This window comes from Microbacterium pollutisoli, assembly GCF_053586795.1.
The window spans coordinates 21,181-46,309 of record NZ_JBNYWT010000003.1; the positions used below are offsets into that span (position 1 = coordinate 21,181).

General features: G+C 69.4%; 27 protein-coding genes and 1 pseudogene. 19 read left to right on the top strand and 9 right to left on the bottom strand.

The window, feature by feature from the left end; translation table 11 throughout:
* Window positions 1-22: 22 nt before the first annotated feature.
* Window positions 23-859, bottom strand: coding sequence for a TrmH family RNA methyltransferase (locus tag ACQ143_RS07960; RefSeq protein WP_449570169.1), 837 nt, complete (start codon window positions 857-859; stop codon window positions 23-25).
* A 123-nt stretch (window positions 860-982) separates the two neighbouring features.
* Window positions 983-1,921 (bottom strand): aggregation-promoting factor C-terminal-like domain-containing protein, encoded by a 939-nt coding sequence (locus ACQ143_RS07965; protein WP_449570170.1) that lies wholly within the window; start codon window positions 1,919-1,921, stop codon window positions 983-985.
* 441 nt (window positions 1,922-2,362) lie between these two features.
* On the opposite strand from ACQ143_RS07965, the gene ACQ143_RS07970 reads away from it, so the two are divergent.
* The 3 genes from ACQ143_RS07970 to ACQ143_RS07980 all read left to right on the top strand — a co-directional run bounded on the left by ACQ143_RS07970 (window position 2,363) and on the right by ACQ143_RS07980 (window position 5,265).
* Window positions 2,363-2,767: a hypothetical protein gene (locus ACQ143_RS07970; RefSeq protein ID WP_449570171.1), complete on the top strand. Its 405-nt coding sequence runs from the start codon at window positions 2,363-2,365 to the stop codon at window positions 2,765-2,767.
* A gap of 108 nt (window positions 2,768-2,875) precedes the next feature.
* Complete coding sequence (locus ACQ143_RS07975) at window positions 2,876-3,829, top strand: tyrosine-type recombinase/integrase (RefSeq protein ID WP_449570517.1); 954 nt, start codon at window positions 2,876-2,878, stop codon at window positions 3,827-3,829.
* Window positions 3,830-3,999: 170 nt separating this feature from the next.
* Window positions 4,000-5,265, top strand: a complete 1,266-nt coding sequence (locus ACQ143_RS07980; protein WP_061015169.1) for a hypothetical protein — start codon at window positions 4,000-4,002, stop codon at window positions 5,263-5,265.
* A 3-nt stretch (window positions 5,266-5,268) separates the two neighbouring features.
* On the opposite strand, the gene ACQ143_RS07985 is transcribed toward ACQ143_RS07980, so the two are convergent.
* A complete protein-coding gene (locus tag ACQ143_RS07985; RefSeq protein ID WP_061015170.1) occupies window positions 5,269-5,628 on the bottom strand; it encodes an ArsR/SmtB family transcription factor in 360 nt (119 codons plus the stop codon).
* Window positions 5,629-5,711: 83 nt separating this feature from the next.
* Between ACQ143_RS07985 and ACQ143_RS07990 the strand changes: the two are divergent.
* The 12 genes and pseudogenes from ACQ143_RS07990 to ACQ143_RS08045 all read left to right on the top strand — a co-directional run.
* Window positions 5,712-6,518: pseudogene (locus ACQ143_RS07990) on the top strand (NAD(P)-binding domain-containing protein); the annotation flags it as partial.
* A 61-nt stretch (window positions 6,519-6,579) separates the two neighbouring features.
* On the top strand, window positions 6,580-7,029 hold the full coding sequence (locus ACQ143_RS07995) for a hypothetical protein (protein WP_449570528.1): 450 nt from the start codon (window positions 6,580-6,582) through the stop codon (window positions 7,027-7,029).
* 121 nt (window positions 7,030-7,150) lie between these two features.
* The gene (gene trxB, locus ACQ143_RS08000) at window positions 7,151-8,137 is read left to right on the top strand and encodes a thioredoxin-disulfide reductase (RefSeq protein ID WP_016465422.1); all 987 of its coding nucleotides are present in this window, start codon (window positions 7,151-7,153) and stop codon (window positions 8,135-8,137) included.
* Complete coding sequence (gene trxA / locus ACQ143_RS08005) at window positions 8,134-8,460, top strand: thioredoxin (RefSeq protein ID WP_449570172.1); 327 nt, start codon at window positions 8,134-8,136, stop codon at window positions 8,458-8,460. The genes trxB and trxA overlap by 4 nt, the downstream gene beginning before the upstream one ends.
* Window positions 8,457-9,554, top strand: coding sequence for an ACR3 family arsenite efflux transporter (arsB, locus tag ACQ143_RS08010; RefSeq protein ID WP_016465420.1), 1,098 nt, complete (start codon window positions 8,457-8,459; stop codon window positions 9,552-9,554). The genes trxA and arsB overlap by 4 nt, the downstream gene beginning before the upstream one ends.
* Window positions 9,551-10,549, top strand: a complete 999-nt coding sequence (locus tag ACQ143_RS08015) for a metalloregulator ArsR/SmtB family transcription factor (RefSeq protein ID WP_016465419.1) — start codon at window positions 9,551-9,553, stop codon at window positions 10,547-10,549. Before arsB ends, ACQ143_RS08015 begins: the two co-directional genes overlap by 4 nt.
* Window positions 10,550-10,571: 22 nt before the next feature.
* Window positions 10,572-10,982 carry an arsenate reductase ArsC gene (locus tag ACQ143_RS08020; RefSeq protein ID WP_016465418.1) on the top strand — a complete coding sequence of 137 codons (411 nt, stop codon included), beginning with the start codon at window positions 10,572-10,574 and terminating at the stop codon, window positions 10,980-10,982.
* A gap of 95 nt (window positions 10,983-11,077) precedes the next feature.
* Window positions 11,078-11,437 carry a Cd(II)/Pb(II)-sensing metalloregulatory transcriptional regulator CmtR gene (gene cmtR, locus ACQ143_RS08025; protein ID WP_016465417.1) on the top strand — a complete coding sequence of 120 codons (360 nt, stop codon included), beginning with the start codon at window positions 11,078-11,080 and terminating at the stop codon, window positions 11,435-11,437.
* Window positions 11,434-13,347, top strand: coding sequence for a heavy metal translocating P-type ATPase (locus ACQ143_RS08030; protein ID WP_016465416.1), 1,914 nt, complete (start codon window positions 11,434-11,436; stop codon window positions 13,345-13,347). Before cmtR ends, ACQ143_RS08030 begins: the two co-directional genes overlap by 4 nt.
* Window positions 13,348-13,349: 2 nt before the next feature.
* A complete protein-coding gene (lspA, locus tag ACQ143_RS08035; protein ID WP_036283889.1) occupies window positions 13,350-13,904 on the top strand; it encodes a signal peptidase II in 555 nt (184 codons plus the stop codon).
* A gap of 2 nt (window positions 13,905-13,906) precedes the next feature.
* Entirely contained in the window at window positions 13,907-14,215 is a 309-nt protein-coding gene (locus ACQ143_RS08040; protein WP_436970512.1) for a hypothetical protein, read from the top strand.
* 181 nt (window positions 14,216-14,396) lie between these two features.
* Entirely contained in the window at window positions 14,397-15,905 is a 1,509-nt protein-coding gene (locus ACQ143_RS08045) for an MFS transporter (protein WP_449570173.1), read from the top strand.
* A gap of 9 nt (window positions 15,906-15,914) precedes the next feature.
* On the opposite strand, the gene ACQ143_RS08050 is transcribed toward ACQ143_RS08045, so the two are convergent.
* From ACQ143_RS08050 to ACQ143_RS08060, 3 genes are read right to left on the bottom strand one after another with little or no spacing between them, the layout of a single operon-like run.
* Window positions 15,915-17,354, bottom strand: a complete 1,440-nt coding sequence (locus tag ACQ143_RS08050; RefSeq protein ID WP_449570174.1) for a lipase maturation factor family protein — start codon at window positions 17,352-17,354, stop codon at window positions 15,915-15,917.
* A gap of 9 nt (window positions 17,355-17,363) precedes the next feature.
* Window positions 17,364-18,866: a phytoene desaturase family protein gene (locus ACQ143_RS08055; protein ID WP_449570175.1), complete on the bottom strand. Its 1,503-nt coding sequence runs from the start codon at window positions 18,864-18,866 to the stop codon at window positions 17,364-17,366.
* A 3-nt stretch (window positions 18,867-18,869) separates the two neighbouring features.
* Window positions 18,870-19,634 carry a GntR family transcriptional regulator gene (locus tag ACQ143_RS08060; protein ID WP_449570176.1) on the bottom strand — a complete coding sequence of 255 codons (765 nt, stop codon included), beginning with the start codon at window positions 19,632-19,634 and terminating at the stop codon, window positions 18,870-18,872.
* A gap of 247 nt (window positions 19,635-19,881) precedes the next feature.
* Here ACQ143_RS08060 and ehuB point away from each other — a divergent pair, with 247 nt between their 5' ends.
* From ehuB to ehuA, 4 genes are read left to right on the top strand one after another with little or no spacing between them, the layout of a single operon-like run.
* Window positions 19,882-20,817 (top strand): ectoine/hydroxyectoine ABC transporter substrate-binding protein EhuB, encoded by a 936-nt coding sequence (gene ehuB / locus ACQ143_RS08065; protein WP_449570177.1) that lies wholly within the window; start codon window positions 19,882-19,884, stop codon window positions 20,815-20,817.
* Window positions 20,818-20,829: 12 nt separating this feature from the next.
* Complete coding sequence (locus ACQ143_RS08070; protein WP_449570178.1) at window positions 20,830-21,549, top strand: amino acid ABC transporter permease; 720 nt, start codon at window positions 20,830-20,832, stop codon at window positions 21,547-21,549.
* On the top strand, window positions 21,546-22,205 hold the full coding sequence (gene ehuD, locus ACQ143_RS08075) for an ectoine/hydroxyectoine ABC transporter permease subunit EhuD (RefSeq protein ID WP_449570179.1): 660 nt from the start codon (window positions 21,546-21,548) through the stop codon (window positions 22,203-22,205). Before ACQ143_RS08070 ends, ehuD begins: the two co-directional genes overlap by 4 nt.
* On the top strand, window positions 22,189-22,980 hold the full coding sequence (ehuA, locus tag ACQ143_RS08080; protein ID WP_449570180.1) for an ectoine/hydroxyectoine ABC transporter ATP-binding protein EhuA: 792 nt from the start codon (window positions 22,189-22,191) through the stop codon (window positions 22,978-22,980). Before ehuD ends, ehuA begins: the two co-directional genes overlap by 17 nt.
* Before the next feature lie 19 nt (window positions 22,981-22,999).
* On the opposite strand, the gene ACQ143_RS08085 is transcribed toward ehuA, so the two are convergent.
* Genes ACQ143_RS08085 through ACQ143_RS08095 form a run of 3 tightly spaced genes read right to left on the bottom strand, consistent with a single transcriptional unit; the run spans window position 23,000 to window position 25,094 of the window.
* A complete protein-coding gene (locus tag ACQ143_RS08085; RefSeq protein WP_449570181.1) occupies window positions 23,000-23,344 on the bottom strand; it encodes a cupin domain-containing protein in 345 nt (114 codons plus the stop codon).
* A gap of 44 nt (window positions 23,345-23,388) precedes the next feature.
* Window positions 23,389-24,138, bottom strand: a complete 750-nt coding sequence (locus ACQ143_RS08090; RefSeq protein WP_449570182.1) for an MBL fold metallo-hydrolase — start codon at window positions 24,136-24,138, stop codon at window positions 23,389-23,391.
* Window positions 24,135-25,094, bottom strand: coding sequence for an aldo/keto reductase (locus tag ACQ143_RS08095; RefSeq protein WP_449570183.1), 960 nt, complete (start codon window positions 25,092-25,094; stop codon window positions 24,135-24,137). Before ACQ143_RS08095 ends, ACQ143_RS08090 begins: the two co-directional genes overlap by 4 nt.
* Window positions 25,095-25,129 lie beyond the last annotated feature (35 nt).

Sequence of the window (25,129 nt, forward strand, 5' to 3'; positions counted from 1 at the left end):
ATCCGGTAGGAATGGCGGGCGGTCAGCGGCTGCGCTGGCGGGCGGCCTCGTACAGGATGATCGACGTCGCGTTGGCGGCGTTCAGCGAGGAGGCATGCCCACCCATCGGGATGCGGGTGAGCACGTCGCAGGCCTCGCGCCATGCCGTCGACATGCCCGCGTGCTCGTTGCCGGTCACGATCAGGGTCGGTCGCGTGAAGTCCACGTCCCAGACGTCGACGGTGCCGGCCTCGTCGGTGCCCACGATCTGCAGGTCCAGGCCGGCGGCATCCCTCCACTCGAGGAGCGCCTGGGCGCTGGGCAGCCGCACCGTCGGCACCATGAGCGACGAGCCGGTCGACGCGCGCAGCGCCTTCGGGTCGTACGGGTCGGCGGCATGCCCGGTGACCAGCACGCCGTGGCCGCCGAGCGCGTCGACCGACCGCACGATCGAGCCGATGTTGCCGGGCGAACTCGGCCGGTCGAGGGTCACCAGCAGCGCGTCGCCGGGTGTCGGCAGTCGTGCCGGGTCGTCGGGCGGGATGGCGACTACCAGCAGCACCTCGGGGGCGTCCTCTTCCTTCTCGCCCAGCTCGCGCATGAGTTCCTCGGCCACGGTGAACTGTGCGGCGCCGGCGGCGGTCGCGGCCGCGATCGTCTCCGACGCCCAGCGCGAGAGCGCCGAGGACCGGGTGGCGAGCACCGCGCGCGCCTCAAGCGGTGACTGCAACGCGAGCGTGATGGGCCGCACACCCTGCACGAACATCTCGCCGGCGCGGTTGCGCTTGGTGCGGTTGGTCAGCAGCGTCTGCCAGTACTGGAACGTCGCGTTACGGGTCGACACGGCCTGAATGCGCTGCGCACGGCGATCGGATGCCATCGGCTGAGCCCCCGGTCCCTTCGATCTCGATCTGATCTGACGAGCGTACCTATGCTCCCGCCTGCCCGGTGTCCTCGCCCACGAGGGCGGCGTCGGCGCGGCCCGACGCAGATCAGACGCGGATCAGTACCAGCCGTGGGACTGCGAGTGGCTCCAGGCGCCGCAGGGGGTGCCGTAGCGGCCGTCGATGTACCCAAGGCCCCAGCGGATCTGCGTGGCGGGGTTGGTCTGCCAGTCAGACCCGGCGCTGGCCATCTTGCTGCCGGGCAGCGCCTGCGGGATGCCGAACGCACCGCTGGAGGCGTTGTAGGCCTGGTAGTTCCAGCCCGACTCGCGCGACCACAGCGCGTCGAGGCACTGGAACTGGTCGTCGCCCCAGCCGCGCTGGGCCAGCATGTCGCGGGCGATCGCCCGGGCATCGCCGCCCGAGTACTGCCGCGAGCCCGATGCGGGCGACGGGGCGGCCGCGGAGCGCTCGGTCGCGGCGGCGGCCTTCTCGGCGGCCTCGCGTTCGGCCTTCGCCTTGGCCTCGGCAGCCTTCCGGGCCGCCTCCTCGGCGGCCTTCTTCTCCTGGGCGTCGGTCAGCGCCTGCTGCAAGTCGTCGATGGCCCCGGTGACGCGGGTCGTCTCGGAGACGGTGTCGTCGGTCATGTGCGGGATGAACAGGTGGGACATCCGCTGGATCGTCCGCAGTTCGTCGGTGAGGGAGGCCAGTTCGTCGGTGTCGATGGCGATCTCGACGTCGCCGAGGTCGAGGTCGGCCTTGTCGGCTACGGCCTTCACCTCGGTCACGGTGCTCTTCGCCTCGGCGAGCGCGGCGGTCGCGGCCGCCAGGGCCTGCGCGCTCTCGCTGTCGGGCTGTGCGACCTCTTCCTCGCTCGCCGTGAAGGCGACGGTGGCCATCACAGGCGCAGTCGTGGTGGGTGCGGCGCCGCCGTCTGCCTGGGCGGGGGCCGATCCGGGGATGCCGGTGACGACGACGGTCGCGGCGAGTGCGAGGCCGGTCGCCCAGGTGAGGGGAGTGAGGGCGTGACGGCGGGAACGATTCGAATCTGAACGCATGAAAAAGGGGTCTTCCGGGTTGTCAGCACCGGGAGGATTCACCGGTGTGCGTCTCGGGCGGACACAAAGCAGCGAGTCTGCCACACCTGATCTGGACGTTCACCGGGCATTTCCTGGACGTGCTGCCAGGTGTGCCGCAGATTACCCCTCGATTCCGGACCAAGCAGTATCGACATCAGATGCATCACTTGCTTGCGATTGCATGGTTGATCTGGAGTTTCTCGGTCGCGGCAGGAGGCTCGGCGGGAGCTGGCCGCCGAGCCCAGGAGTGGATCACGGGCGGCGTGGCTGTCGCGTATGGTGCCGACAAGGGTGATTCGGCTACCAAGTCACCTTCTTGCCTGCTGGGGTGGTGCTTCACGAACGTGTCCAACAGCCTCTGCGGGTGAAGATCATGGAGAGTGGTTGCAACAATGATGCAACTGCTGCAACCATGGAGGGGTGCGTTCTGGTTCAGATGTTGATGGTCGCTCTTCGCTGCGGCTGACAGGAAATGTCGTCGCCCTCGATGAGGGGAAGTACGTCTTCGAGTCGATGCTGGATGGCTGGGCGAACCAGCAGACAAGTCGCGGTTTGCAGGCGACCACCATCGATTCGCGCCGGCGGTTCATCGAGGATTTCGCCGAGTTCTGCGCGGCGTACCCGTGGCAGTGGCAGCCGCGGGATCTCGAGGACTATTCAGTGCGCGTGCGACCCGGCAAGGGTCCCTTGAAGCGGTCAACGATTCGGGGGTATCAGACGAGGATCCGTCTGTTCTGCGACTTCCTCACTGACCCGCGGTACGGCTGGCAGGCGGAGTGTCTGGCTCGGTTCGGGGATGCGCCGCAGCAGATCTGCCATGACTGAAACACGATCTCGCACCTGCTCGACCATGAGGGGGATCCCGGGCGACGTGCCCTCACTTTCGATGAGCTGGAGCGGTTCTTCGATGCTGCGGATGCTCGGGTCGAGGCGATCGTACGTGCCAGGAGGAAGGGTGCGCTTGCTGCGCTCCGGAACGCGCAGATGTTCAAGACCATCTACGCCTTTGGGCTGCGGCGTTCCGAGTGCATTGGGCTCGACGTTGCCGATCTGCGGTCGAACCCGGTGGCCCCGGGGTTCGGGAGTTTCGGAGCGGTGTATGTCCGGCACGGGAAGGGCAGTCGGGGCACCGGTCCGAAGCGACGGACCGTGCTGACTCTGCCCGAGTTCGACTGGGTCGTTGACGGCCTCACCCATTGGGTGGACCAGGGCCGGCCGCGGGTGGTCGGTGATTGGGAGACGGACATCCTCTGGCCGACGGAGCGCAGGACCAGAATCGGTGGCCGCTACCTGAACGACCGTTTCGCCGAGCTGCGCGACGAAGCCGGACTTCCGGAAGAGCTGGTTCTGCACTCGCTGCGGCACACCTATGTGACGAACCTCATCGAGTGGGGCTACAGCGAGAAGTTCGTGCAGGATCAGGTGGGCCACACGTTCGCTTCGACGACGGCGAGTCGACGGCGATCTACACGTCTGTCGGGGACGACTATAAGAACCGGGTGCTCGCTGATGCGCTCAAGAGGAACACGGAGGACCGTGATGGAGACTGACTCGAAGGGGCCGATCGACTGGCACCTGCGTGCTCTGATGGCCGAGGCTGGGATGTTCCAGACCACGGAGCTGCTCGCGCCGCTGCGCGAGCAGGGCATCGTCTTGTCCCGCGAGCAGGTGTATCGACTGGTCACCAAAGCACCGGAGCGGTTGAACGTCGAAGTTCTTGCGGCGCTGTGCCGCATCTTCGGATGCCAGCCGAACGACCTCATCACTGTCGTGGCGCGACCGGCAGCGGCGAAGAAGACGGGCACTGGGCGGGGGCGTGACACGGCGATCGGGGACCTTCGTCCTGTGCGTGCGCGACTTCATCGTCCCGCCGATCCAGGCCGATGACGGCTACGCCGTCACAGACGTGTGACCGTTGCGGGCGTTCGAGCGCGGGCCGTTACTCGCTGCTCGGCGAGAAGATCTGCAACGTCTGCTACAGCGCGCTCCGCAGGAACCCGTCAGAGTGTCCGTTGTGCGGGAACATCCGAGTCCTCGCATTTCGCACCGATGAAGGCGTGATCACCTGTGCGATCTGCGCCGGACACCCGCCACGGTTCGCGTGCCGCACGTGCGGCAGTGAGGAGTTCCTGACCGGAACGCACTGCGGGCGATGCCGGCTGCAGGCACGACTGGACGAGCTCATCGGACCCAAGGGATCGGCTCCGATCGAGCTGACCAGGCTTCGCGTGTACCTTGCGAACGCGCCGATGGACCCGCGTTCGGTGGTGCGCTGGCTGCGGCGGCCGCACGTCACAGAGACCCTGCGCGGCATGGCCACGGGCGCGCTGCCCGTTGATCACTCGTCTCTTGATCAACTCCAGCAAAGGCCAGCAACGCGGTATTTCCGGCGTCTGCTCATCGAAGCCCAGGTGCTGCCGAACATCCACGTGCTGCAGCACGAGCTCACGCTGCACGTTGCCGCGGTGGCTGCGACTCTCGAGCGCCCGACCGGGAACAAGCTCCGCCGCTTCTACAGATGGGACGTGTTGCCCAAGCTTCACAGGCGCTATCGAGACCGCGATCGAGACCTGTCCAACGAGGCCTTCATCGGCCAGCGCGGGAAACTGGCCGCGGTCGTCCGGTTCCTGACCTGGATGGATGCTCGCGGGCTCGCCGTCAGTGACCTTGATCAACGCACGCTCGATCACTACATCGCCCGCGTCAAGACGCGAGAGCCCGTGGAGCACTTCGTGCGGTGGGCGACCAAGACGCGGCTGACGGGCGACCTCGCCACCAACGTCCGGGCTGCACGAAACACGATGTCGAACGTGACCGAGGAGGAGCTGTGGCGCGATATCGACCTTCTGCTCAACGGAGAAGATGTGGAACTGGAAGTGCGCGTGGCAGGGCTGTTCATGCTCCTCTATGCGCAGATCCTCGGACGCGCCGTCAGTATGACTCGCGACCGAGTAGACGCCACCGGGGCGCAGGTGACCGTGCGGTTCGGGGTCACGCCCGTCGTGCTCGATGACCGGGTCGGGGACATCGTCAGACGGCACCTCTCCGCCGCGCCGCGACGGGGATACGCCGCGGGGGAATCGAGCTGGCTGTTCGAGGGACTCTCGCCCGGCGCTCACATGACTGCGGCCTACATCAGGCTGCGCCTCACGGAACTCGGGATCCGTCCACGCGTGTCACGCGAGACCCGGATGAACCTGCTGAGCATGCGGATGCCCTCGGCCGTGGTTGCCGACGTCATCGGAATCGGCAACCACACGGCGGACCGGCGTAAGAGCAAAGCCGGCGGGATCTGGTCGAACTACCCAGCCGTGCGTCGATGACTACTAGTTCGCACTGCCCAGCGCGGCAGGTCGCAGCGCATCCGCGGCCGCCTCGAGCGCCCCGTCGTTGAGCGCGAAGTACGCCCACTTCCCGCGCTGTTCGCGGGTGACAAGCCCGGCGTCGGTGAGGAGCTTCATGTGGTGCGAGACCGTCCCCTGTGACAATCCGACCGGCTCGATGAGGTCGCAGATGCAGGCCTCGCCGCCTTCGGTGCCGGCGATAAGGGAGAGCAGCATCACGCGGGTCGGATCACCGATGGCCTTGAACACCCGAGCGGAACGCTCGGCCTCCTCGGGGGTGATCGATGCGGTGATGCGCGGCACGCAGCACGTGCTCTGCTCGATGGTCACGGGAAGGCTCATGCGGATAGTCTGACACGTATTGACAAACTTCGATAGGTAAGCGAGTGTTCTCGTATTGAAGTTTTTCGATCTGAGGAGATGTGATGTCTGAGCTTCCTGTCGTCGTCATCGGTGCCGGTCCGCAGGGCCTGGCTGCAGCCGCCCACCTGACCGAACGCGGCGTTGACGCCGTGGTCGTCGAGCGGGGCGGCTCGGCCGGTGCTGCCGTGTCCGAGTGGGGACACGTGCGACTGTTCTCCGGGTGGCCGGAGCTCACCGATGCCGCAGCGCGACGCCTTCTCGAGCCGACCGGCTGGACGGCGCCAGCAAGCGGCTACCCGACCGGGGCTGAGTGGGTCAGCGAGTACCTTTCCCCGCTCGCCGACGCTCTGGGCGACCGGGTGCTCTACGGCACGACCGTCACCGGTGTCGCTCGTCAGGGTCGAGATAAGGTCGTCGCGAGCGGCCGGAAGGCGCAGCCGTTCGTCGTGCACACGGTCGACCAGGACGGCCGTGATGGCCGCATCCTCGCCAGCTCTGTAATCGACGCGACCGGCACGTGGTCACTTCCGAACCCCGCGGGCGCTGACGGATACCCCGCGGTCGGCGAGACGGCTGCCTCGGAGCGCATCTCATACCGGATCCCAGACGACGTGTTCGAGCTGGCCGGCTCGCACGTGGTCGTCGTCGGCGCCGGCCACTCCGCGACGCACGCAGTGCTGCGCCTGAGTGAGTTGGCGCGTCGCGAGCCGGGCACCAAGGTGACCTGGCTGCTGCGCCGCGGGAGTGCAACGAACGTGTTCGGCGGCGGAACGGGAGATGAGCTGCCCGAGCGGGTCGCACTCGGCTCCCGCGCACGCAAGGTCATCGAAGCCGGCGTCGTCGAGGTCGTCACCGGGTTCCGCGTCGCGGAGTTCCAGCAGGACGGCGACACGCTCACGATCCTCGCCGAGAACGGCCAGGAGATCTCGGGTGTCACGCGTCTCGGGTGTCACGCGCGTCTTCGCCCTCACCGGGTTCCGCCCCGACACCAGCATCCTGCGGGAGGTGCGCATCGAGCTCGACGGATCGCTGGACGCCGTGGCCGGGATCGCCTCGGAGATCGACCCCAACATCCACTCCTGCGGCTCGGTGGGAGCGACCGGCGCACGCCAGCTCGCACAGCCGGAGAAGGACCTGTTCATCGTCGGTGCGAAGTCCTACGGCCGCGCCCCCACCTTCCTCGCGCTCACCGGCTACGAGCAGGTGCGCAGCGTCGCAGCCCACCTTGCCGGCGACCATGAGGCCGCGGACCGCAACGAGCTTGTCCTGCCCGACACCGGAGTGTGCGGCGGCGCCGGCGGCTTCGACGCCGAAGGCAGCAGCTGCTGCGCCACGCCGTCCGTGCTGCAGATCGGCTCGCGCCCCGTCACCGTCGGCTGACGGTCTCGGAAAGAGGGCGGCTTCCCGTGGGAGGCCGCCCTCTTCGCGTGTCCAGGTGAAGAGTCGGTGAACGACGCCAGCGCCGATTGCGCCTTGCATAGATTGATGTCAATATAGAAGCATGTCGATTCAAGAGGTTGAGCTGGTCATCGTCGGGTCCGGCCCTGCGGGGTTCACCGCTGCGATCTACGCGGCCCGTGCGAACCTGGCGCCCGTGGTGATCGCCGGCTCCGTGACGACCGGTGGCGCACTGATGACCACGACCGAGGTGGAGAACTTCCCCGGCTTCGTCGACCCGGTCAACGGCCCGGAACTGATGGAGTCGATGCGTCAGCAGGCCGAGCGCTTCGGTGCCCGCATCCTCCTCGATGACGCGATCCGCGTCGACCTCGAGGGACCGATCAAGGTCATCGAGACGGGTGCAGGGGAGGCCTTCCACGCCCGCGCGGTGATCCTCGCGATGGGGTCGGCGTACCGCAAGCTCGGCCTCGCGGACGAGGAGCGCCTCACGGGCCGCGGAGTGTCCTGGTGCGCCACCTGCGATGGGTTCTTCTTCCGCGAGCAGGAGATCCTCGTCGTCGGCGGAGGCGACTCCGCGATGGAGGAGGCCCTGTTCCTCACCCGCTTCGCCTCCAAGGTGACGATCGTGCACCGCCGCGACGAGTTCCGGGCATCGAAGATCATGGCGCAGCGCGTTCTCGACCACCCGAAGATCGAGGTCGCCTGGAACAGCGAAGTCGCACGCCTCAACGGCGCCGAGAAGCTCGAGTCCGTCACGCTTCGCGACACCGTCACCGGCGCCGAGCGCGACCTGCCCGCGACGGGGCTCTTCGTGGCCATCGGCCACGACCCCCGCTCCGAGCTCGTCACCGGAACGGTCGACACCGACGCCGCCGGCTTCGTACTCGTCGATCACCCCTCGACCCGCACGAACCTCTCCGGCGTCTTCGCCGCCGGCGACCTCGTCGACCACACCTACCGGCAGGCGATCACCGCCGCCGGCACAGGTTGCGCCGCAGCGCAGGACGCCCAGCACTTCCTCGCCGCCTTCGAGAACGCGACCGCGCCTCTGGACGCCCTGACCGAGACCGAGGAGGTCTTCGCATGAGCACGCTCGCCGCCGTCACCGACGCGACGTTCCAGGACGAGGTCCTCGGCTCCGACCTCCCCGTCGTGGTGGATATCTGGGCCACCTGGTGCGGGCCGTGCCGGCAGGTCGCCCCGCTGCTCGAGCAGCTCGCTGCCGAGTACGAGGGGCGCGTGAAGATCGTCAAGGTCGACGCCGACCAGAACCCCGAGACAGTGATCGCCGCCGGCGTCACCTCCATCCCCACTCTCGGCTTCTACCGCGACGGCACACGCACGGACATCCTCATCGGCGCGCACCCGAAGCCTGTCATCGCCGAGAAGATCGAAGGACTGCTCGCATGACCACCGCAACCACCACCCCTGCCCGGGCCGCAACCCGGCGGCTCTCCACACTGGACAGGTGGCTGCCGCTGTGGATCGGGCTCGCCATGGTCGCGGGTCTGCTTCTGGGGCGGTTCGTGCCGGCGCTGTCGGATCTGCTCGGCCGGATGGAGGTCGGCGGCATCTCGGTGCCGATCGGGCTCGGACTGCTGGTGATGATGTACCCGGTGCTGGCGAAGGTCCGCTACGACCGGATCGCCGCCGTCACGGGAGACAAGAAGCTCCTGATCTCCTCGCTGGTGCTGAACTGGCTGGTCGGCCCGGCCGTGATGTTCGCATTGGCCTGGATCTTCCTGCCCGACCTGCCCGAGTACCGCACCGGACTGATCATCGTCGGGCTCGCCCGCTGCATCGCGATGGTCGTGATCTGGAACGACCTCGCCTGCGGCGACCGTGAGGCGACCGCCGTACTGGTCGCGATCAACTCGGTGTTCCAGGTGGTCGCGTTCTCGCTGCTGGGCTGGTTCTACCTGACCGTGCTGCCCGGGTGGCTCGGGCTGGACACCCAGGGGCTGGAGATCTCGGTCTGGCAGATCGCGCTGAACGTGCTCGTCTTCCTCGGCGTGCCGCTGGTCGCCGGCTTCGCGTCCCGGTGGATCGGCGAGCGGCGCCGCGGCCGCGACTGGTACGAGGAGAAGTTCCTGCCCGTGATCGGACCGTGGGCGCTGTACGGGCTGCTGTTCACCATCGTGCTGCTGTTCGCTCTGCAAGGAAAGCAGGTGACGTCCCATCCCCTGGATGTCGCGCGCATCGCCATCCCGCTGCTGGCGTACTTCGCGATCATGTGGTTCACCGGCATCCTCACCGGCAAGGCACTCGGGCTGAACTATGCCCGCTCCACCTCGCTGGCCTTCACTGCAGCGGGCAACAACTTCGAACTCGCGATCGCCGTCGCCATCGGCACCTTCGGCGCCGCCTCCGGCCAGGCCCTCGCCGGCGTGGTCGGCCCGCTCATCGAAGTGCCCGTCCTGGTCGGGCTCGTCTACGTCTCACTCTGGGCGGCCCGAGCCTGGTTCCACACCGATCCGTACACCGGCGAAAGGATCACCTCATGAACCTCACCCTCACCGGCACGGCCGACGCCTGCAGCCCGGTCGCCACGCACGCCATCGGCCAGGAGGCCGCCGGCACGGTGGCCGCGACCCTGAAGGCACTCGCCGACCCGCTGCGACTGCGGATGCTCTCTGCGATCGCCTCGGACCCGCGCGGCGAGTCCTGCGTCTGCGACCTCGCCGAGCTCGCAGACGTGTCACAGCCGACCGTGTCGCACCACCTGAAGGTGCTCAAGGACGTCGACGTGCTCACCTCGGAACGCCGCGGGACATGGGTCTGGTATCGCATCAACCCGAGCCGCCGCAGCGCCGTCACCGCCCTGCTGGACTCCTTCGCCCCGGCGACCATGACGGCGCCCAGCGAGGACGGGAACAGCGAAGATCGCGACATCCGCCCAGACTTCGACATCCGGATCACCCACCTCGCCGACGAACTCGCCGCCGAGATCCCCGAGCTCGCCCCGGAGACTGTGCTGAGCATCGTGCGTGAGTCCTACACGTCGCTGGCCCGTACCGCGAAAGTCACCGGCGCGCTCGTCCCTCTCACCGAACGCTTCGCCAGGCAACGACTCGCAGACATCACCAGAGACCGCAACCACTCCGTCCCGCAAGTGCTCTTCGTCTGCGTCGCCAACGCCGGCCGCTCCCAGCTCGCCGCGGCCCTGGTCAACCAGATCGCCGGCGGCAAAGTCATCGCCCGCTCCGCCGGATCCAGCCCCGCCGAGATCATCCACCCCCACGTGCGCTCGATCCTCGCCGAGATCGAAGGCGATGCCGCGGCCGCGCGCTTCCCGAAGCCCCTCACCGATGACGCCGTCCGCGCCGCCGACGTCGTCATCACCATGGGCTGCGGCGACGTCTGCCCCATCATCCCCGGGGTTCGCTACGACGACTGGGCGGTCGGGGACCCCGCCCTCGCCTCGCGCGAAGGCGTCGAAGCCATCCGTGACGACATCGAAGGCCGCGTCCGTGCCCTCGTCAACGAACTCACCCACTGACCCATCCCTCACAGGAGCCACCATGATCGACACCACCGCACCCAAGCCCTCCGTCCTCTTCGTCTGCGTACACAACGCCGGCCGCTCGCAGATGGCCGCCGGATTCCTGCGCGACCGCGCAGGCGATCGCATCGAAGTGCGTTCCGCCGGGTCCATGCCAGCCGACCAGATCAACCCCGTCGCCGTCGAGGCCATGGGCGAGCTCGGGATCGACATCACCGCCGAGCAGCCCAAGGTCCTCACCACCGAAGCGGTGCAGGCCTCCGACGTCGTCATCACCATGGGCTGCGGCGATGCGTGCCCGTTCTTCCCCGGCAAGCGCTACGAGGACTGGAAGCTCGACGACCCGGCCGGGCAGGGCATCGACGCCGTCCGTCCGATCCGCGACGAGATCCGCACCCGCATCGAACAGTTGGTCAGCGAACTCGTCTGAGCGACTCCGATTGCCGTGCACTGTCCCCGGGACCTCGTCTCTCCGTCGACAGCCTCCTTGCCTCGTAAGTTCAGTAAGCACTGTATAATCAGTGCATGCTGACTATTGCTTCTCGCCTCGACGTCATGAACCGGCTCGGCCGGGCCATGGCGGACCCGACGCGTTCCCGGATCCTGATGACCTTGCTCGGCGGCCCGAGCTATCCGGCCGTGCTGTCGCGCGAGTTGGAGCTGACCCGCTCGAACGTCTCGAACCACCTGACCTGTCTGCGCGACTGCGGCATCGTGGTCGCCGAGCCTGAGGGGCGGCAGACGCGCTACGAGATCGCCGACCCGCACCTCGCGGCGGCGCTCACCGCACTGGTGGACGTGACGCTTGCTGTCGACGAGCACGCTCCCTGCGTGGACTCTTCGTGCACCGTGCCGGGCTGCTGCGGGACGGGAGCAGGCGAGTGAGCGCGGCGTGCGGCTGCGAGCACGACGAGCCCGAGACTGTCATAGGCGATGAAGCCGAGGAGGCGGAGCGCCCCTGGTGGCGGGACCGCGGGATCATGGTCCCGGTCTTCTCCGGCGTCGCCTTCCTCACCGGCCTGGCGCTGGAGTGGTCCGGGATGGAGATCCCGGCACTGGTGGCGTTCTGGATCGGTCTGCTGCTGGGCGCGTCGACGTTCACCCCGGGCGCGATCCGGAAGCTGTTCAAGGGCAAGCTCGGCATCGGCCTGCTGATGACCATCAGCGCCGTCGGCGCGGTGATCCTCGGCTACGTCGAGGAGGCCGCCGCCCTGGCGTTCCTGTACTCGATCGCCGAGGCGCTGGAGGACAAGGCGATGGACCGTGCTCGCGGCGGGCTCCGGGCGCTGCTCAAGCTCGTCCCGGAGACCGCGACCGTCCGCCGCGACGGCGTCTCGGTGGAGGTCGCCGCGAAGGACCTGGCTGTCGGTCAGTTGATGCTGGTGCGGCCGGGCGAGCGGATCGCGACCGACGGCGTCGTCCGCACGGGACGTTCCAGCCTGGATACGTCCGCGATCACGGGGGAGTCGATCCCGGTCGAGGTCGAGCCCGGCGATGCCGTGTCGGCGGGTGCGATCAACACCGCGGGGGCGCTGGAGGTCGAGACGACCGCGGCCGGCACGGACAACTCGCTGACCACGATCGTCGACCTGGTGGAGAAGGCGCAGGCGGAGAAGGGAGACCGCGCCCGTCTCGCCGACCGCATTGCCCGCCCGCTCGTGCCCGGCGTGCTGATCCTCGCCGCTCTCGTCGCGATCATCGGGTCGCTGCTCGGCGACCCGGAGCTGTGGATCACCCGCGCACTCGTCGTGCTGGTCGCGGCATCGCCCTGCGCGCTGGCGATCTCGGTCCCGCTGACCGTGGTGGCCGCCATCGGGTCGGCGAGCAAGTTCGGCGTGATCATCAAGTCCGGGGCCGTGTTCGAGCGGTTCGGCGTGATCCGCCACGTCGCGGTCGACAAGACCGGCACCCTGACCCGCAACGAGCCCGCCGTCACCGCGGTGCTCACCGCCGACGGCGTGACCGAGGCGCAGGCGCTGGCGTGGGCGGCGTCGTTGGAGCAGCACAGCACCCACCCCCTCGCGGCCGCGATCACCGCTGCAGCGCCTGAGGCCCCTGCAGCCGAGGGCGTGACCGAGCAGGCAGGTCACGGCATCGAAGGCGAGCTCGACGGCGCGCGGATCACGGTCGGCAGCCCGCGTTGGCTCGACGCCGGATTCCTCGGCGACCAGGTCGCGGGGCTGGAGGAGCAGGGCATGACGGTCGTGATCGTCCACCGCGACGGCGAGCCGGTCGCCGCGATCGGCGTCCGCGACGAGCTGCGCCCGGAGGTCCCCGAGGTCGTCCGTACCCTCGCCGCGCAGGGCATCGGGGTCACGATGCTCACCGGCGACAACGCTCGCACCGCCCGCGCCCTCGCCGCCCAAGCGGGGATCGAGGACGTCCGCGCCGAACTGCGCCCGGAGGACAAGGCCGCTGCGATCGCAGAGCTCGGTGCGAAGGGCTCGGTCGCGATGATCGGCGACGGCATCAACGACGCCCCCGCCCTGGCCGCTGCCGATATCGGCATCGCGATGGGCGCGACCGGCTCCGATGCCGCGATCGAGTCCGCCGACGTGGCCTTCACCGGCCACGACCTGCGGCTGCTGCCGCGCGCGTTCGACCACGCCCGCCGCGGACGGCACATCATCAACCAGAACATCATCCTGTCGCTGCTGATCATCAGCGCCCTGCTCCCGCTCGCCCTCTTCGGCGTCCTCGGCCTCGCCGCCGTGGTGCTCGTGCACGAGATCGCCGAGGTCGTCGTGATCCTCAACGGTCTGCGCGCCGCCCGGACCCGGAAGACCATCGCGTGACCGTGCAGGACGTCGCCGCGACAGTCGGCGAAGACCGTACGGGCCCACGGCCGCAGGCGAGGAGAGCCCTTGGCTTCACCTTGGTCGTGGCCGTGCTCGCTGTGGTGCTCGACCAGGCCTCGAAGGCCCTCGCCGTGGCACAGCTGGCCCCGGGGGAACGGATCCCGCTGGTCGGGGACCTGTTCGGCCTGTCCCTGGTCTACAACCCCGGAGCCGCGTTCTCGCTCGGCTCCGGGGCCACCTGGATCATCACCCTCATCGGCGTACTCGCCTCCGCCGCGGTGGTCATCTTCGCCATTCGGCTGCGCGGTGCCCGCTGGGGCCTCGCGCTGGGGCTGGTCCTCGGCGGCGCGGTCGGCAACCTCATCGACCGAATCATGAACCCGCCCGCGTTCGGCCGCGGCCACGTCACCGACTTCCTCGCCTACGGCGACCTCTTCGTCGGGAACGTCGCCGACGTCTTCGTCGTGATTGGGGTCGGACTCGTCTGCCTGAACCTCCTCCTGCCGAACGCTCGCACGATGACCAACAGCGAGAGAACGGAAAGCGCCTCGTGAAAGTGGAATTGCTGCACATCGTCGACTGCCCCAACACGGACATCGCCGAAGCCAACGCACGCGCGGCGCTCGACGCTCTCGGGCTCGGGGGCGTCGCCGTCGAGCTGGTGACGATCCACACCGAGGCCGAAGCGGCAAGCCTCGGGTTCGGAGGATCGCCCACGCTCCTGGCCGACGGCGTCGACCTATTCCCGACATCTCCTGTACAGGCACTTGCGTGCCGCGTCTACACAACGGAGAACGGGTTCGCTGGGGCACCAACCACGTCCCAGATCGAACGGGCGATCCGAGCATTGCCCGAGCAGGCGTAACCGGCGGACACGATCATCACCTGGTCAACATGGAGCCCACCAAGCCGTGGTGCGAATACTGCCTCCCGAAATACTGCTCTCCACCGACACACCTACGAGCACCATCGATACCGGCGCTGCGCGGCCCCCGATCGGCCCGCCGATCGCGCCGTCCCGCCCGGCGGGGGATAGCCTGGCCGTCATGGCGAAACCGCACTCCGGTGAGCCGGTTCCCGTGGCGGACGACGCCGTCGCACCGACGGTCACCCGCACGATCCCGATCACCCCCGCCGCCCGTTGGCGCGCGTTCTGGGTGTGCGTCTCGGTCGCGGCGGTGACGATCCTCGACCTCACGAAGGTCAACGTCGCCATCCCGGTCATCGGCGAGGTGATGGATGCCGGTTCCACCGAGCTGCAGCTGATCGTCTCCGGGTTCGTGCTCACGTTCGGGCTCGCCCTGGTGCCCATGGGTCGCCTCGGCGACCAGCGCTCCCGGCGCACCCTGTTCCTGGTGGGGCTCGTGCTGTACACGCTGACCAGCGCCATGTGCGCCCTCGCCCCCGACGCCACGATCCTGTTCATCGCCCGGCTCCTGCAGGGCGCGGCCGCCGGCATCCAGATGCCGCAGGTGCTGGGCCTGATCCAAGAGCTGTTCCACGGCAAGGAGCGCGGGCGGGCCTTCGGGCTGTTCGGCGCCACGATCGGCATCGCGACCGCGTTCGGCCCGACGCTGGGCGGCCTGCTCATCGCGCTGGGCGGTCCGTCGGACGGCTGGCGCCTCATCTTCTGGATGAACGTGCCGCTGTGCATCATCGCGATCGCCTGCGTCATCTGGCTGCTGCCCACCGTGCGGCACTCCTCACCGCACCCGGTCGCGCTCGACCCGGTCGGCCTCGTGCTGTTCGCGGCGACGGTCGTCTCACTTATGTGGCCGTTCCTGTTCACGACCGGCGCGCCCACCGACGACCCCGCCCGCTGGTGGCTGCTGGTCGCCTTCGCGCTGTTCGTCTCGGCGTTCATCGCATGGGAGCGGCACTATGCCGCACGCGGCAAGGCACCGCTCGTGTCGCTCGAGCTGTTCCGCATCACGTCGTTCCGCAACGGCACGCTGCTGCAGACCCTGTACTTCACCGCCACGCCGGGGATGTTCCTGGTCACGACGCTGTTCCTGCAGATCGGCCTGGGCCTGGAGCCGGTCTATGCCGGCATGGTCTCGATCGGGTTCGCGCTGGCGAGCGCCGTCACCTCGTGGATCGGCGGCAATCTCGTCGCCCGTCACGGCCGCACGGTCGTGGTGTGGGGCTTGGCGGGGGTGCTCGTGTCGGTGGGCGGACTCATGCTCGCGGCGATGTTCGCCGACCCGGCCGCCACGCCGTACATCATGGCGGCGGTGATGACCCTCGGCGGTGCCGGCGGCGGTTTCGTCATCGCCCCGAACCAGACGCTCACCCTCGCCGACATCGCCGTCAAGCAGGGCGGACTGGCCGGCTCGGTCGGCCAGCTCGGCCAGCGTATCGGCGCCGCGGTCGGAACCGCTGTGGCACTGTCGCTGTTCTACGCCACGATCTACCGGGAGTCGGGCACCCACGACGCCCTGGTCGTCTACCACGATGCGTACGCGTTCGGCATGCTGTCGGTGGCGATCTTCCTCGCCCTCGCGTTCATCGTCGCGATCGTCGACCTCTCGGCCCGCCGCCGCGTGATCGACTGACCGCGCCCGTCAGCGCAGCGTCATCGGCCCTTTCACGACGCGGCGCCGGTCGCGCACCCAGTGGTCGCCGGACGCCCGGTGCTCCGCGCGGGTGGCAAACCGGTAGCGATACGAGACCGCACGCACCCATCGTGGCGGCGCGCCGTCGAACGGGTCGTCGGCGAGCAGGCGCAGCGTCGCGGCATCCGCTTCGAGCAGGCGCACCAGGAGCACCGTGAACCAGTCGTCCAGCGAGCGCCCCAGCGGCAGGAACCACATCAGCCAGTCCAGTCGCAGGTGGTAGGGCGCGAACGGGCGCGGCACCCGCTTCACCGGCCCCGGCTTGCCCTTGAACGTGTACTCATGCCACACGCCGGCGTCGGGATCGGTGTCCCGCGTCCCCTCGACGACGATCTCGATGCGCTCGGTGGTCACCGTGCCGAAGGCGCCGTAGGCGTTGGCCAGCTGCCAGCGGTTGAAGCTCGCGTTCATCAGCTGGCGGCGGGCGAACAGGTTCCGCACCGCCGGCACGCTGATCACCACGTACCCGACGAACACGACCGAGGTCACCACGATCCAGTACCCGGGCAGGGATGCCGGGGTGCCGCCGGCCGGCACCGCGACCGCCGAGAACGCCAGCACGATGGTCGCCCAGTTCAGCCACGCGAAGTTTCCGGTGACCACGAGCCACAGCTGGGTGAGGATCACCACCCCGGCCGCCGCCGTGCCGACGATGAGCGGCCACGTTCCCGGCACCACCAGCGACAGCAGCGGCACGAACAGCAGCCACGGCACGAGCAGCTGTGCGACGTGATTGCCCACCACCTCGAGCCGATGGAACCAGGCCGGCAGCAGGTGGGCCTGGCGGCTGAACGGTCCCGGCATCGGCTGGGTCTCGTGGTGGTACATGAGCGCCGTCAAGTCGCGCCACTCGCGCCCGCCCCGGATCTTGATCATGCCCGCCCCGAACTCGAGCCGGAACACGAGCCACCACATCAGCACGATCACCATGGTCGGCGGTGGCTGCGAGTCCGACCCGAGGAACGCCGCGAGGAACCCGGCTTCCAGCAGCAGCATCTCCCACCCGAACCCGTAGAAGGTCTGCCCGATCGACGTGACGGACAGGTATCCGAGCCACAGCAGCAGGAAGGCGATCATCGGCACCCACGGCGGCCCGAGCTGGGGGATGCCGGCCACCAGCAGCGCCGCCACCGCCACACCGCCGGCGCACAGCCAGACCAGGCGCCGGTCGGTGTAGCCGACGTACCGGAAGATCGTCGGATGCAGCGGCCAGCTCGGTCGGGACTTCGCCCAGGTCAGCAGCGTGGATGCCGGCAGCAGGCCCCGCTCGCCCAGCAGCGGGCGGAACTGGTTCAGCGTCGAGACGAACGCGACCAGGAACAACGCCGCGATCCCGCGCTGCAGCACCTGCCGCGCGAACACGAAGTCGACCGCCGCGAAGCCGTCCATGGCGTCACCCTACGACCGGGCCCCGCCCTCGGAAAGCCCGGCCGACCCCGATCGCGGTGACAGGTCCGGGAGCTCGCGCACGCCGAACTCGTGCCGCAGGGCGCTGCGTGCTGCGTGCCAGCCGGCCAGGCCGTGCACGCCGGGCCCGGGGGAGGCCGACGCCGTGGCCAGGTACACCCCGGGGATCGGGGTGCGCCAGGGGTCGGCGGAGACGATCGGCCGACGCACGAGCTGCCGCAGTGTGGGGGCGCCGGCGGCGATGTCGCCGCCGATGTAGTTGGGATTGTGCAGCGCGACTTCGACCGCCGAGCGTGAGCTCACCGCGAGGATCGTGTCGCGGAATCCCGGCGCGAACCGCTCGATCTGGGCGATGACCGCCTCGGCGCGGTCGAACGGGCTGTCGGCCGGCACATGCGTGTAGGTCCACAGCGTGTGAGCGCCGGCGGGCGCGCGGGTCGGATCGAACAACGTGGGCTGCGATACCAGCACGTAGGCGGAGTCGGGGTGGTGGCCTTTCATCACGGCGTTCTCGGCGCGGGCCATCTCCGCACGGGTGCCGCCCAGGTGCACCGTGCCGGCGCGCCGCACCTCGCGGTGGGTCCACGGCACCGGCTCAGACAGCGCGAAGTCGACCTTGGCGACACCGCCGCCGTAGCGGAACCGCTCCAGGGCACGGCGGTAGCGCGCCGGCATCCGATCGCCGGCCAGCCGCACCAGTGCCCGGGGGGTGACATCCAGCAGCGCCACCCGGGCGTCGTCGAGCTCGGCGAGCGAGGTGACCTCGTGGCCGGTGACCAGCTCGCCGCCGTGGGCGTGCAGGTCGGCCACGAGCGCGTCGATGATCGCCTGGCTGCCGCCGACCGGCAGCGGCCAGCCCTCGGCGTGCGCGTAGGCGGCCAGGGCCAGGCCCGCCCCGGCCCCGGCGATCGACGGCTGCGCGAGGATCGAGTGCGAGGTCACGCCGGTCAGCAGTGCCGGCGCCGCGTCCTCGCGGAACCGGACGTTCCACAGCGGGCCGCCCTGCTCCAGCGCCCGCAGCCCGAACCGCAGTGCCGTGACCGGGTGGCGCGGCACCCGCAGCAGGGAGGAGCCCGTGAACTCGGCGACCTGGTCGGCGTGGGTCGCCAGCGGGCGCATCAGCCGCGCATACGCCCGCCCGTCCCGGCCGAGGGCGGCGGCGGTCGCGTCGAGGTCGCGGTAGGCGATGGCGGCCCGGCCGGCGTCGAGCGGCTGCGCGAACGAGACGGGCGGCGTGACGAACTCGACGCGTTCCCGCAGCCCGAACGCCGCGAAGAACGGCGAGGCGAACGCGAGTGGATGCACCGCCGAGCACACGTCGTGATGGAAGCCGGGCAGGGTCAGCTCGCGGGTCGCCGCCCCGCCCCCGGGGCGATCGTCGCGTTCATAGACGCGCACGGACAGTCCCGCGCGGGCGAGGGTCACCGCCGCGGCCAGGCCGTTGGGCCCGGCGCCGACGACGACGGCATCCACTGCTGCTGCGCCGGCGCTCATGGACTACCCCCGGTCGGCGGGAAGGTGGTCGAGGGGGGTGAACGGGGCGGTCAGGCTGGCGGTGTCGGTCTCGACGGTCTCGACGTCGCGCACGCCGGTGAGGCGCGCGACCGCGTCGTCGAACTGGCGGCGCAGCGCCGCGACCGCGCCGTCGGCGTCACCGGCGGCGAGAGCATCGAGCAGGAGGCGGAAGGTGGGCGACACCGTCGCGGGCACCGCGTAACCGTCGCTGGCGCTGAAGCTCGCGATACGGGTCTGGATGGCGAAGGTCGCCATGGCCTGTGACAGACGGCGGCTGCCGGCGGCGTCGACGAGGGCCTGGTGGAACGCGAGGTCGGCATCGCCGATCGCGCGGGCGTCGTCGCCTTCGCTCGCCTCCAGCAGCCGGGTCAACGCCTCCTCGAGCACCGGCAGGGCGGATGCCGGTGATCCGGCGGCCAGCACGCGCAGCGCCTCGCCCTCCACCGCGAGCCGTGCCAGATACAGGTCGGGGATGTCGTCGGCCGGGATCACGCTCACCCGCAGTCCGCGCCCGGGCAGCGCCGTGAGCAGGCCCTCCTGCACGAGCCGCTGCGTCGCCTCGCGCAGGGGCCCGCGGCTGACGCCGAGCTGCGCGGCGATGTCGACCTCACCCAGTTGGCTGCCCACCGCCAGTGCGCCCGAGAAGATCGCCGAGCGCAGCTCGATCGCGATGAGATCCACCGTCGACGGACGCGCGACCCGCAGTACGGAGGCGGGCAGTCCTGGGCGGGAGGGGGTGATCGACATGGGGCTCTTTCGGGTGGTGTTGGACTGATTCTCCCTCAAAATCGCGCACGGTCCGGTACGTGACCATCCGTGGCCGTCGGGGGTGTGTGCGGCAAGAGTAACAAGTCTGTATACATGTAAACAATCTGCACGTCTGATTGTACGCACGTCCGAAAATCGGCGTACAGTGATGCACGGCCCTTCACCCGAGCCGGGTCACCGGTGCCGTCTGGCGCCGATCCCCACCGACATCGAAAGAGGAACCACCATGAGCACCTCACGCATGATCCTGCGGCGCAGTGCCGCCGTCCTGGGAGCCGCCGCTCTGGCCGTGACCTTCGCCGCGTGCGCGGGCGACAACGGCAACGGCAACGGCAACGGCGACGACGCGGGCACCGCCCCCTCGGGCGACGCTTCGACCCTCGAGCGCCTGCAGGAAGAAGGATCGATCACCGTCGCCATCGCCGACGAGCGCCCCTACTCGTGGGTCGGTGACGACGGCGAGCCCACTGGCGCCACCATCGCCATGCACAAGGAGATCTTCGCGGGCATGGGCATCGACGAGGTCGACGTCGTCGAAGTCGACTGGAACTCGCTCATCCCGGGTCTGAAGGCCGGCCGCTACGACGCCGTGAGCGCGGGCATGTCGATCCTCCCCGAGCGCTGTGCCGAGGCCGCGTTCAGTGACCCCGAGATCATGTACACGACCGCGCTGATGGTGCCCGAGGGCAACCCCGACGGTCTCAGCGACCTCGACTCGGTCGTCGAGAACGGTGATGTCACCCTCGCCGTGCTCAAGGGCGGCATCGAGGCCGGTTACGCCGACAAGCTCGGCATCTCCAACACGGTCTCGGTCGACAACGCCCAGTCCGGCATGGACCTGGTCGCCAACGGCCGTGCCGACGCGTTCGCCATGACCGCCATCTCGCTGAACTGGATGGCCGACAACAACCCCGACGCGGGCGTGGAGACCACCGACGCGTTCGTGCAGGTCATCGACGGCGTCGAGCAGATCGGTGCCGGTTCGACCGTGTTCCGTCAGGGCGACACCGAGCTGCTCGAGGCGTACAACGAGCAGCTGGCCACCATCACCGATGACGTGGACGCCTACATGAGCCTGGTCGGCGAGTTCGGCTTCACCGAGGAGAACCTGCCCCCGGCCGACCTCACCACCGAGCAGCTGTGCTCGGGTGACCTGGGCTGATCACCCTCCTTCATGGACAATCTCGAAGCGCTGGGAGCGGCGCTGCCACTGATCTGGCAGGGACTGGGGATCACCCTCCTGCTGACGGTGTGTGGCGCCCTCCTGGCATTCGTCATCGCCGTCGTGCTCGGCCTCGGCGCCCGGGTCGACAACATCATCGTGCGCGGCGCCTCGCGCGTGGTGATCGAGTTCTTCCGCGGCACGTCGCTGGTCGTGCAGCTGTTCTTCCTGTTCTTCGTGATGCCGCAGCTCGGGGTGAACCTGCCCGCCGTCGCGTGCGGCATCATCGGGCTCGGCCTCAATTACGGCGCCTACGGGGCCGAGGTCGTGCGCGGGTCGATCAACTCGGTGCCCACCGGCCAGTGGGAGGCCACGACCGCGCTGAGCATGTCGCGGACCCAGCGCATGTGGCGCGTCATCTTCCCGCAGGCGTGGGCGCTGATGATCCCGTCGCTGAACAACCTGCTCATCCAGCTGCTGAAGGGCACCGCCATCGTCGGGTTCATCACGCTGTTCGACCTCACCGTCGCGCTCGACAAGCTGCGGATCGCCACCGACACGTTCTTCTACGGACTCATCGGACTGGTCATCTACTTCGTCATCGCGTACGTGTTCACCCTCGCGATGAACGCGCTCGAGGTGCACGCCAAGCACCGTCTGGGCCGCGGTGAGTCGCTGCGCGACGCGCTGCGGTTCCGCACCCCGGTCACCAAGGGGAGGACGGCCGCATGAGCGGGGGTCTGCAATGGGACTGGGCGACCGCGTGGGAATCGCTGCCGATGCTGCTCGAAGGGTTCGTCACCGTCACCCTCGTGGTGACGGCGGCCGGCAGCGCCATCGCCGCCGTGCTGGGCCTGCTCATCGCGATGGCACGCCGCATCTCGCCGCGGCCGGTCACGGCGGTGCTCACGTTCTTCGTGAACTTCATCCGCATGACGCCCCTGGTCGTGCAGCTGGTGTTCGCCTACTACTTCTTCCTCAGCATCGACCCGCTGACCATCGCCGTGTTCGTGTTCGGCATCCACTACGCCACCTACATGGCCGAGGTGTACCGGGCGGGCATCGAGTCGGTGCCGAAGGGGCAGTGGGAGGCCGCGACGGCGCTGAGCCTGTCGCGGGGACGCACCTGGGGCGCCGTGATCCTGCCGCAGGCGATCCGGGCCACCGTGCCGTCGCTGGGCAACTACGTCATCTCGATGCTCAAGGACACCCCGTTCGTGATCGCCATCACGCTGGCCGACATGGTCAGCAATGCCCTCGAGTTCGGCGGCAACCACTTCCGCTACCTCGAGGCCATCACCCTGGCCGGTGTCATCTTCCTGGTCACCAGCTATCCGGCATCCGTTCTCATCCGCAGATTGGAGAAGCGCCTTGAGTACGCCTCCTGACGCATCCACCCCCGCCATCCGCTTCGTCGACGTGCAGAAGCGCTTCGGCGACAACATCGTGCTCGACGACCTGAACTTCCAGGTCGCCAAGGGCGACCGCGTCACCCTCATCGGCCCCAGTGGGTCGGGCAAGACGACCATCCTGCGCCTGGTCATGACCCTCGAAGAGGCCGACGGCGGCTACATCTACATCGACGGCGAGCCGCTCACCCACGCCGAGCGCGGGGGCAAGCGGGTCGAACTGAAGGAGAAGCACCGCAACGAGGTGCGCAAGCGCATCGGTATGGTGTTCCAGCAGTTCAACCTGTTCCCGAACATGACCGTCATGGAGAACCTCATCGAGGCGCCCGTGCACGTGCTGCGCATGTCCAAGCGGGCGGCGACGGCCAAGGCACGTGAGCTGCTGGACAAGGTGGGCCTGGCCGACAAGGCCGACGCCCACCCCCTGCAACTGTCGGGCGGTCAGCAGCAGCGGGTCGCGATCGCCCGTGCGCTGGCGATGGATCCGGAGATCCTGCTGCTCGACGAGGTCACCAGTGCGCTGGACCCGGAGATCGTAGGCGAGGTGCTGGGCGTGCTGCGGGACGTGGCCGCCACGACCGACATCACGATGCTCATCGTCACGCACGAGATGCAGTTCGCGCGCGACGTCTCCAACCGGGTGCTCATGTTCGACAAGGGCAGCATCGTCGAAGAGGCCGACCCCGAGACGATGTTCACCAACCCCACCGAGCAGCGCACGCGCGACTTCCTCTCGGCGGTGCTCGCCGACTGAGTGCGGCGCCCGGGTGGGGTCAGACGCCGAGCAGGTAGACGAGCAGGTGGCTCGGCTCGTCGGCGAACACCTCGTGGCGCACGTTCGCGTCCATGTGGATCAGTCCGCCGGCGACGAGCGTGTGGGTGACCTCGCCCACGACCAGCCGCACGCGTCCGGCGGCCACCGAGATGATGATCGGCCGCGGCGCGGAGTGGTCGGTCATGACCGCATTCGCGTCGAGGGCGAGGTGACGGATGCGCACCCCCGCGCCGTCGAAAGTCTTGTGCGGCGTGATCCGTCCGGGCTCGATCGGGTTCTCCGCCAGTAGCTCGGCGGTGCCCGCGGCGATCAGGGTCGAGGTCTCAGCGGTGGGATCCGACATGCCTCGATGATGGCACGGGCGGTGCCGCTATTCCACCGGGTGCGTCACCGCAGCAGCGCCTGCAGCGCGCGGTAGGTCTCGGCCATGCCCTCGTTGGCGCGACGGGCGTCGGCGCTGGTGCCGGTGCGGGCGAGGTCGTCGAACACGCGCCGGTCGGCGTCGAGCCGGGCCTGCGCGTCGGTGCCGACGGTGCCGTGCCCGGGCACGACCCACGCCGCCCGGGCGGCGTAGGGCGCCAGCCGGTCGAGGGCGGCACGGTATGCCGGCACATCGTCGGGGGAGAACGGCAACGGCAGCTCGATGTCGCTGAGCATGTCGCCGGCGATCAGCACCCGCTGACGGGGCAGCCACAGCGCGGTGTGGCCGGGTGCGTGCCCGTCGTGCACGACCAGTTCGATTTCGAAACCGGGCGGTGTCGACGCGGTCGGCAGCGCGCCCGGCACCGCCGACACCTGCCCCATGAGCGCGACCAGCTCGGCCGGGAACTCCGCGCCGAGGGCGGCCGCGAGGGTCTCGCGCTCGGCGTGGGCCAGCCGCGCCGTCTCCGCCGACGCCCACCGCGGCGCCTCGCCGAACCCCGGATGCCACAGGAGGTGGTCGTGGTGCGCGTGCGTCGCGAACCCGCCGACGATGTCGAGACCCCGCAGCTGTGCGGCCAGCGCCGCCAGGTCATCCGGCATCCACCCCGGGTCGACCAGCAGCGCGCGGCCCTCGCCGACGAGGGTCGTCGAGGTGGTGTGCATGATGCGGCTCGTGCGCACATGCACGCCGGGCGCGATCTCCACCGGTGTCATGCGGCCGGAGGTTCGAGCCAGTGCTCGGGTGCGGGCACGTGCGCGGCCAGTTCGTCCCAGATCTCGTCGGGCAGGGGCGTGGACGCCGCGGCCAGGGCCTCGGCCAGCCGCGACGGCCGTCCCATCCCGACGACGGTCGTGGCCACGGCCGGGTCGCGCAGCGAGAACTGCAGCGCGACGGTGGCGATATCAGTGTCGTAGCGGTCACAGACGGCCACGATGGCGTCGACCGCGGCGAGGACCGCGGGGGAGGCGGGCGCGTAGGCGTAGCGCTGCACGGTCGGGTCGGCGAGGATGCCCGACCCGTAGACGGCGGCGTTGAGGACGGGGATGCCGAGGGTCTGCGCCTGCGTGATGAGCGGACCGGCGCTGCGGTCGACGAGCGTCCACCGGTTGTGCACGAGCACCGCATCGAACACGCCGAGGGCGAGGTAGCGCTGCATCTCGGGGATGGGCCCGCCGGCCAGTCCGATCGCGCCCACCTCGCCGCGCTCGCGCAGGTCGACGAGGGCCTCGACCGCGCCGCCGGGGGCCGTCATGTGCGCGAAGGGGAAGTTCTCGGGATCGTGCAAGTGCACCAGCGGCAGGGTGTCGAGGCCCAGGCGCTCCTTGCTCTCGCGCACGGACCGGCGCACGCGTTCGCCGGAATAGTCACGCCCGGCCGGATCGACCTTCGTGATCACGGTCATGCCGGCGGGCAGCCCGCCGGCCTGCGCGATCGCCGCGCCGATACGGCGTTCGCTCTCCCCACCCGAATAGCCGTTCGCCGTGTCGATCGTGCGCACCGGGCTGTCGAATGTGCGGTGCAGGAGGTCGAGGGCGTCGGCGGCCGGCACGTCCCGGCCGAACAGGTCCGGCATCGACCCCAGCGGGCCGCCGCCGAGGGTCAGGGCCGACACGGTGATTCCGGTCGCGCCGAGCGGGCGCAGCCAGTCGGGGTCTGTGGGGGAGGGCATGGTCCCAGCCTGTCAGACGGTGTGGGCTGTGTGCG

Bases quoted from the DNA above. Each gene is read 5' to 3' on its own strand.
- ACQ143_RS08095 (WP_449570183.1), bottom strand. From the start codon at position 25,094: ATGCCCTCCCCCACAGACCCCGACTGGCTGCGCCCGCTCGGCGCGACC.
- ACQ143_RS08055 (WP_449570175.1), bottom strand. From the start codon at position 18,866: ATGAGCGCCGGCGCAGCAGCAGTGGATGCCGTCGTCGTCGGCGCCGGG.
- ACQ143_RS08045 (WP_449570173.1), top strand. From the start codon at position 14,397: ATGGCGAAACCGCACTCCGGTGAGCCGGTTCCCGTGGCGGACGACGCC.
- ACQ143_RS08020 (WP_016465418.1), top strand. From the start codon at position 10,572: ATGATCGACACCACCGCACCCAAGCCCTCCGTCCTCTTCGTCTGCGTA.
- ACQ143_RS07985 (WP_061015170.1), bottom strand. From the start codon at position 5,628: ATGAGCCTTCCCGTGACCATCGAGCAGAGCACGTGCTGCGTGCCGCGC.
- ehuD (WP_449570179.1), top strand. From the start codon at position 21,546: ATGAGCGGGGGTCTGCAATGGGACTGGGCGACCGCGTGGGAATCGCTG.
- trxB (WP_016465422.1), top strand. From the start codon at position 7,151: ATGTCGATTCAAGAGGTTGAGCTGGTCATCGTCGGGTCCGGCCCTGCG.
- ACQ143_RS08050 (WP_449570174.1), bottom strand. From the start codon at position 17,354: ATGGACGGCTTCGCGGCGGTCGACTTCGTGTTCGCGCGGCAGGTGCTG.
- ACQ143_RS08085 (WP_449570181.1), bottom strand. From the start codon at position 23,344: ATGTCGGATCCCACCGCTGAGACCTCGACCCTGATCGCCGCGGGCACC.
- ACQ143_RS08090 (WP_449570182.1), bottom strand. From the start codon at position 24,138: ATGACACCGGTGGAGATCGCGCCCGGCGTGCATGTGCGCACGAGCCGC.
- ACQ143_RS07965 (WP_449570170.1), bottom strand. From the start codon at position 1,921: ATGCGTTCAGATTCGAATCGTTCCCGCCGTCACGCCCTCACTCCCCTC.
- ACQ143_RS08015 (WP_016465419.1), top strand. From the start codon at position 9,551: ATGAACCTCACCCTCACCGGCACGGCCGACGCCTGCAGCCCGGTCGCC.
- cmtR (WP_016465417.1), top strand. From the start codon at position 11,078: ATGCTGACTATTGCTTCTCGCCTCGACGTCATGAACCGGCTCGGCCGG.
- ACQ143_RS08070 (WP_449570178.1), top strand. From the start codon at position 20,830: ATGGACAATCTCGAAGCGCTGGGAGCGGCGCTGCCACTGATCTGGCAG.
- arsB (WP_016465420.1), top strand. From the start codon at position 8,457: ATGACCACCGCAACCACCACCCCTGCCCGGGCCGCAACCCGGCGGCTC.
- ACQ143_RS08060 (WP_449570176.1), bottom strand. From the start codon at position 19,634: ATGTCGATCACCCCCTCCCGCCCAGGACTGCCCGCCTCCGTACTGCGG.
- ehuB (WP_449570177.1), top strand. From the start codon at position 19,882: ATGAGCACCTCACGCATGATCCTGCGGCGCAGTGCCGCCGTCCTGGGA.
- ACQ143_RS07960 (WP_449570169.1), bottom strand. From the start codon at position 859: ATGGCATCCGATCGCCGTGCGCAGCGCATTCAGGCCGTGTCGACCCGT.
- trxA (WP_449570172.1), top strand. From the start codon at position 8,134: ATGAGCACGCTCGCCGCCGTCACCGACGCGACGTTCCAGGACGAGGTC.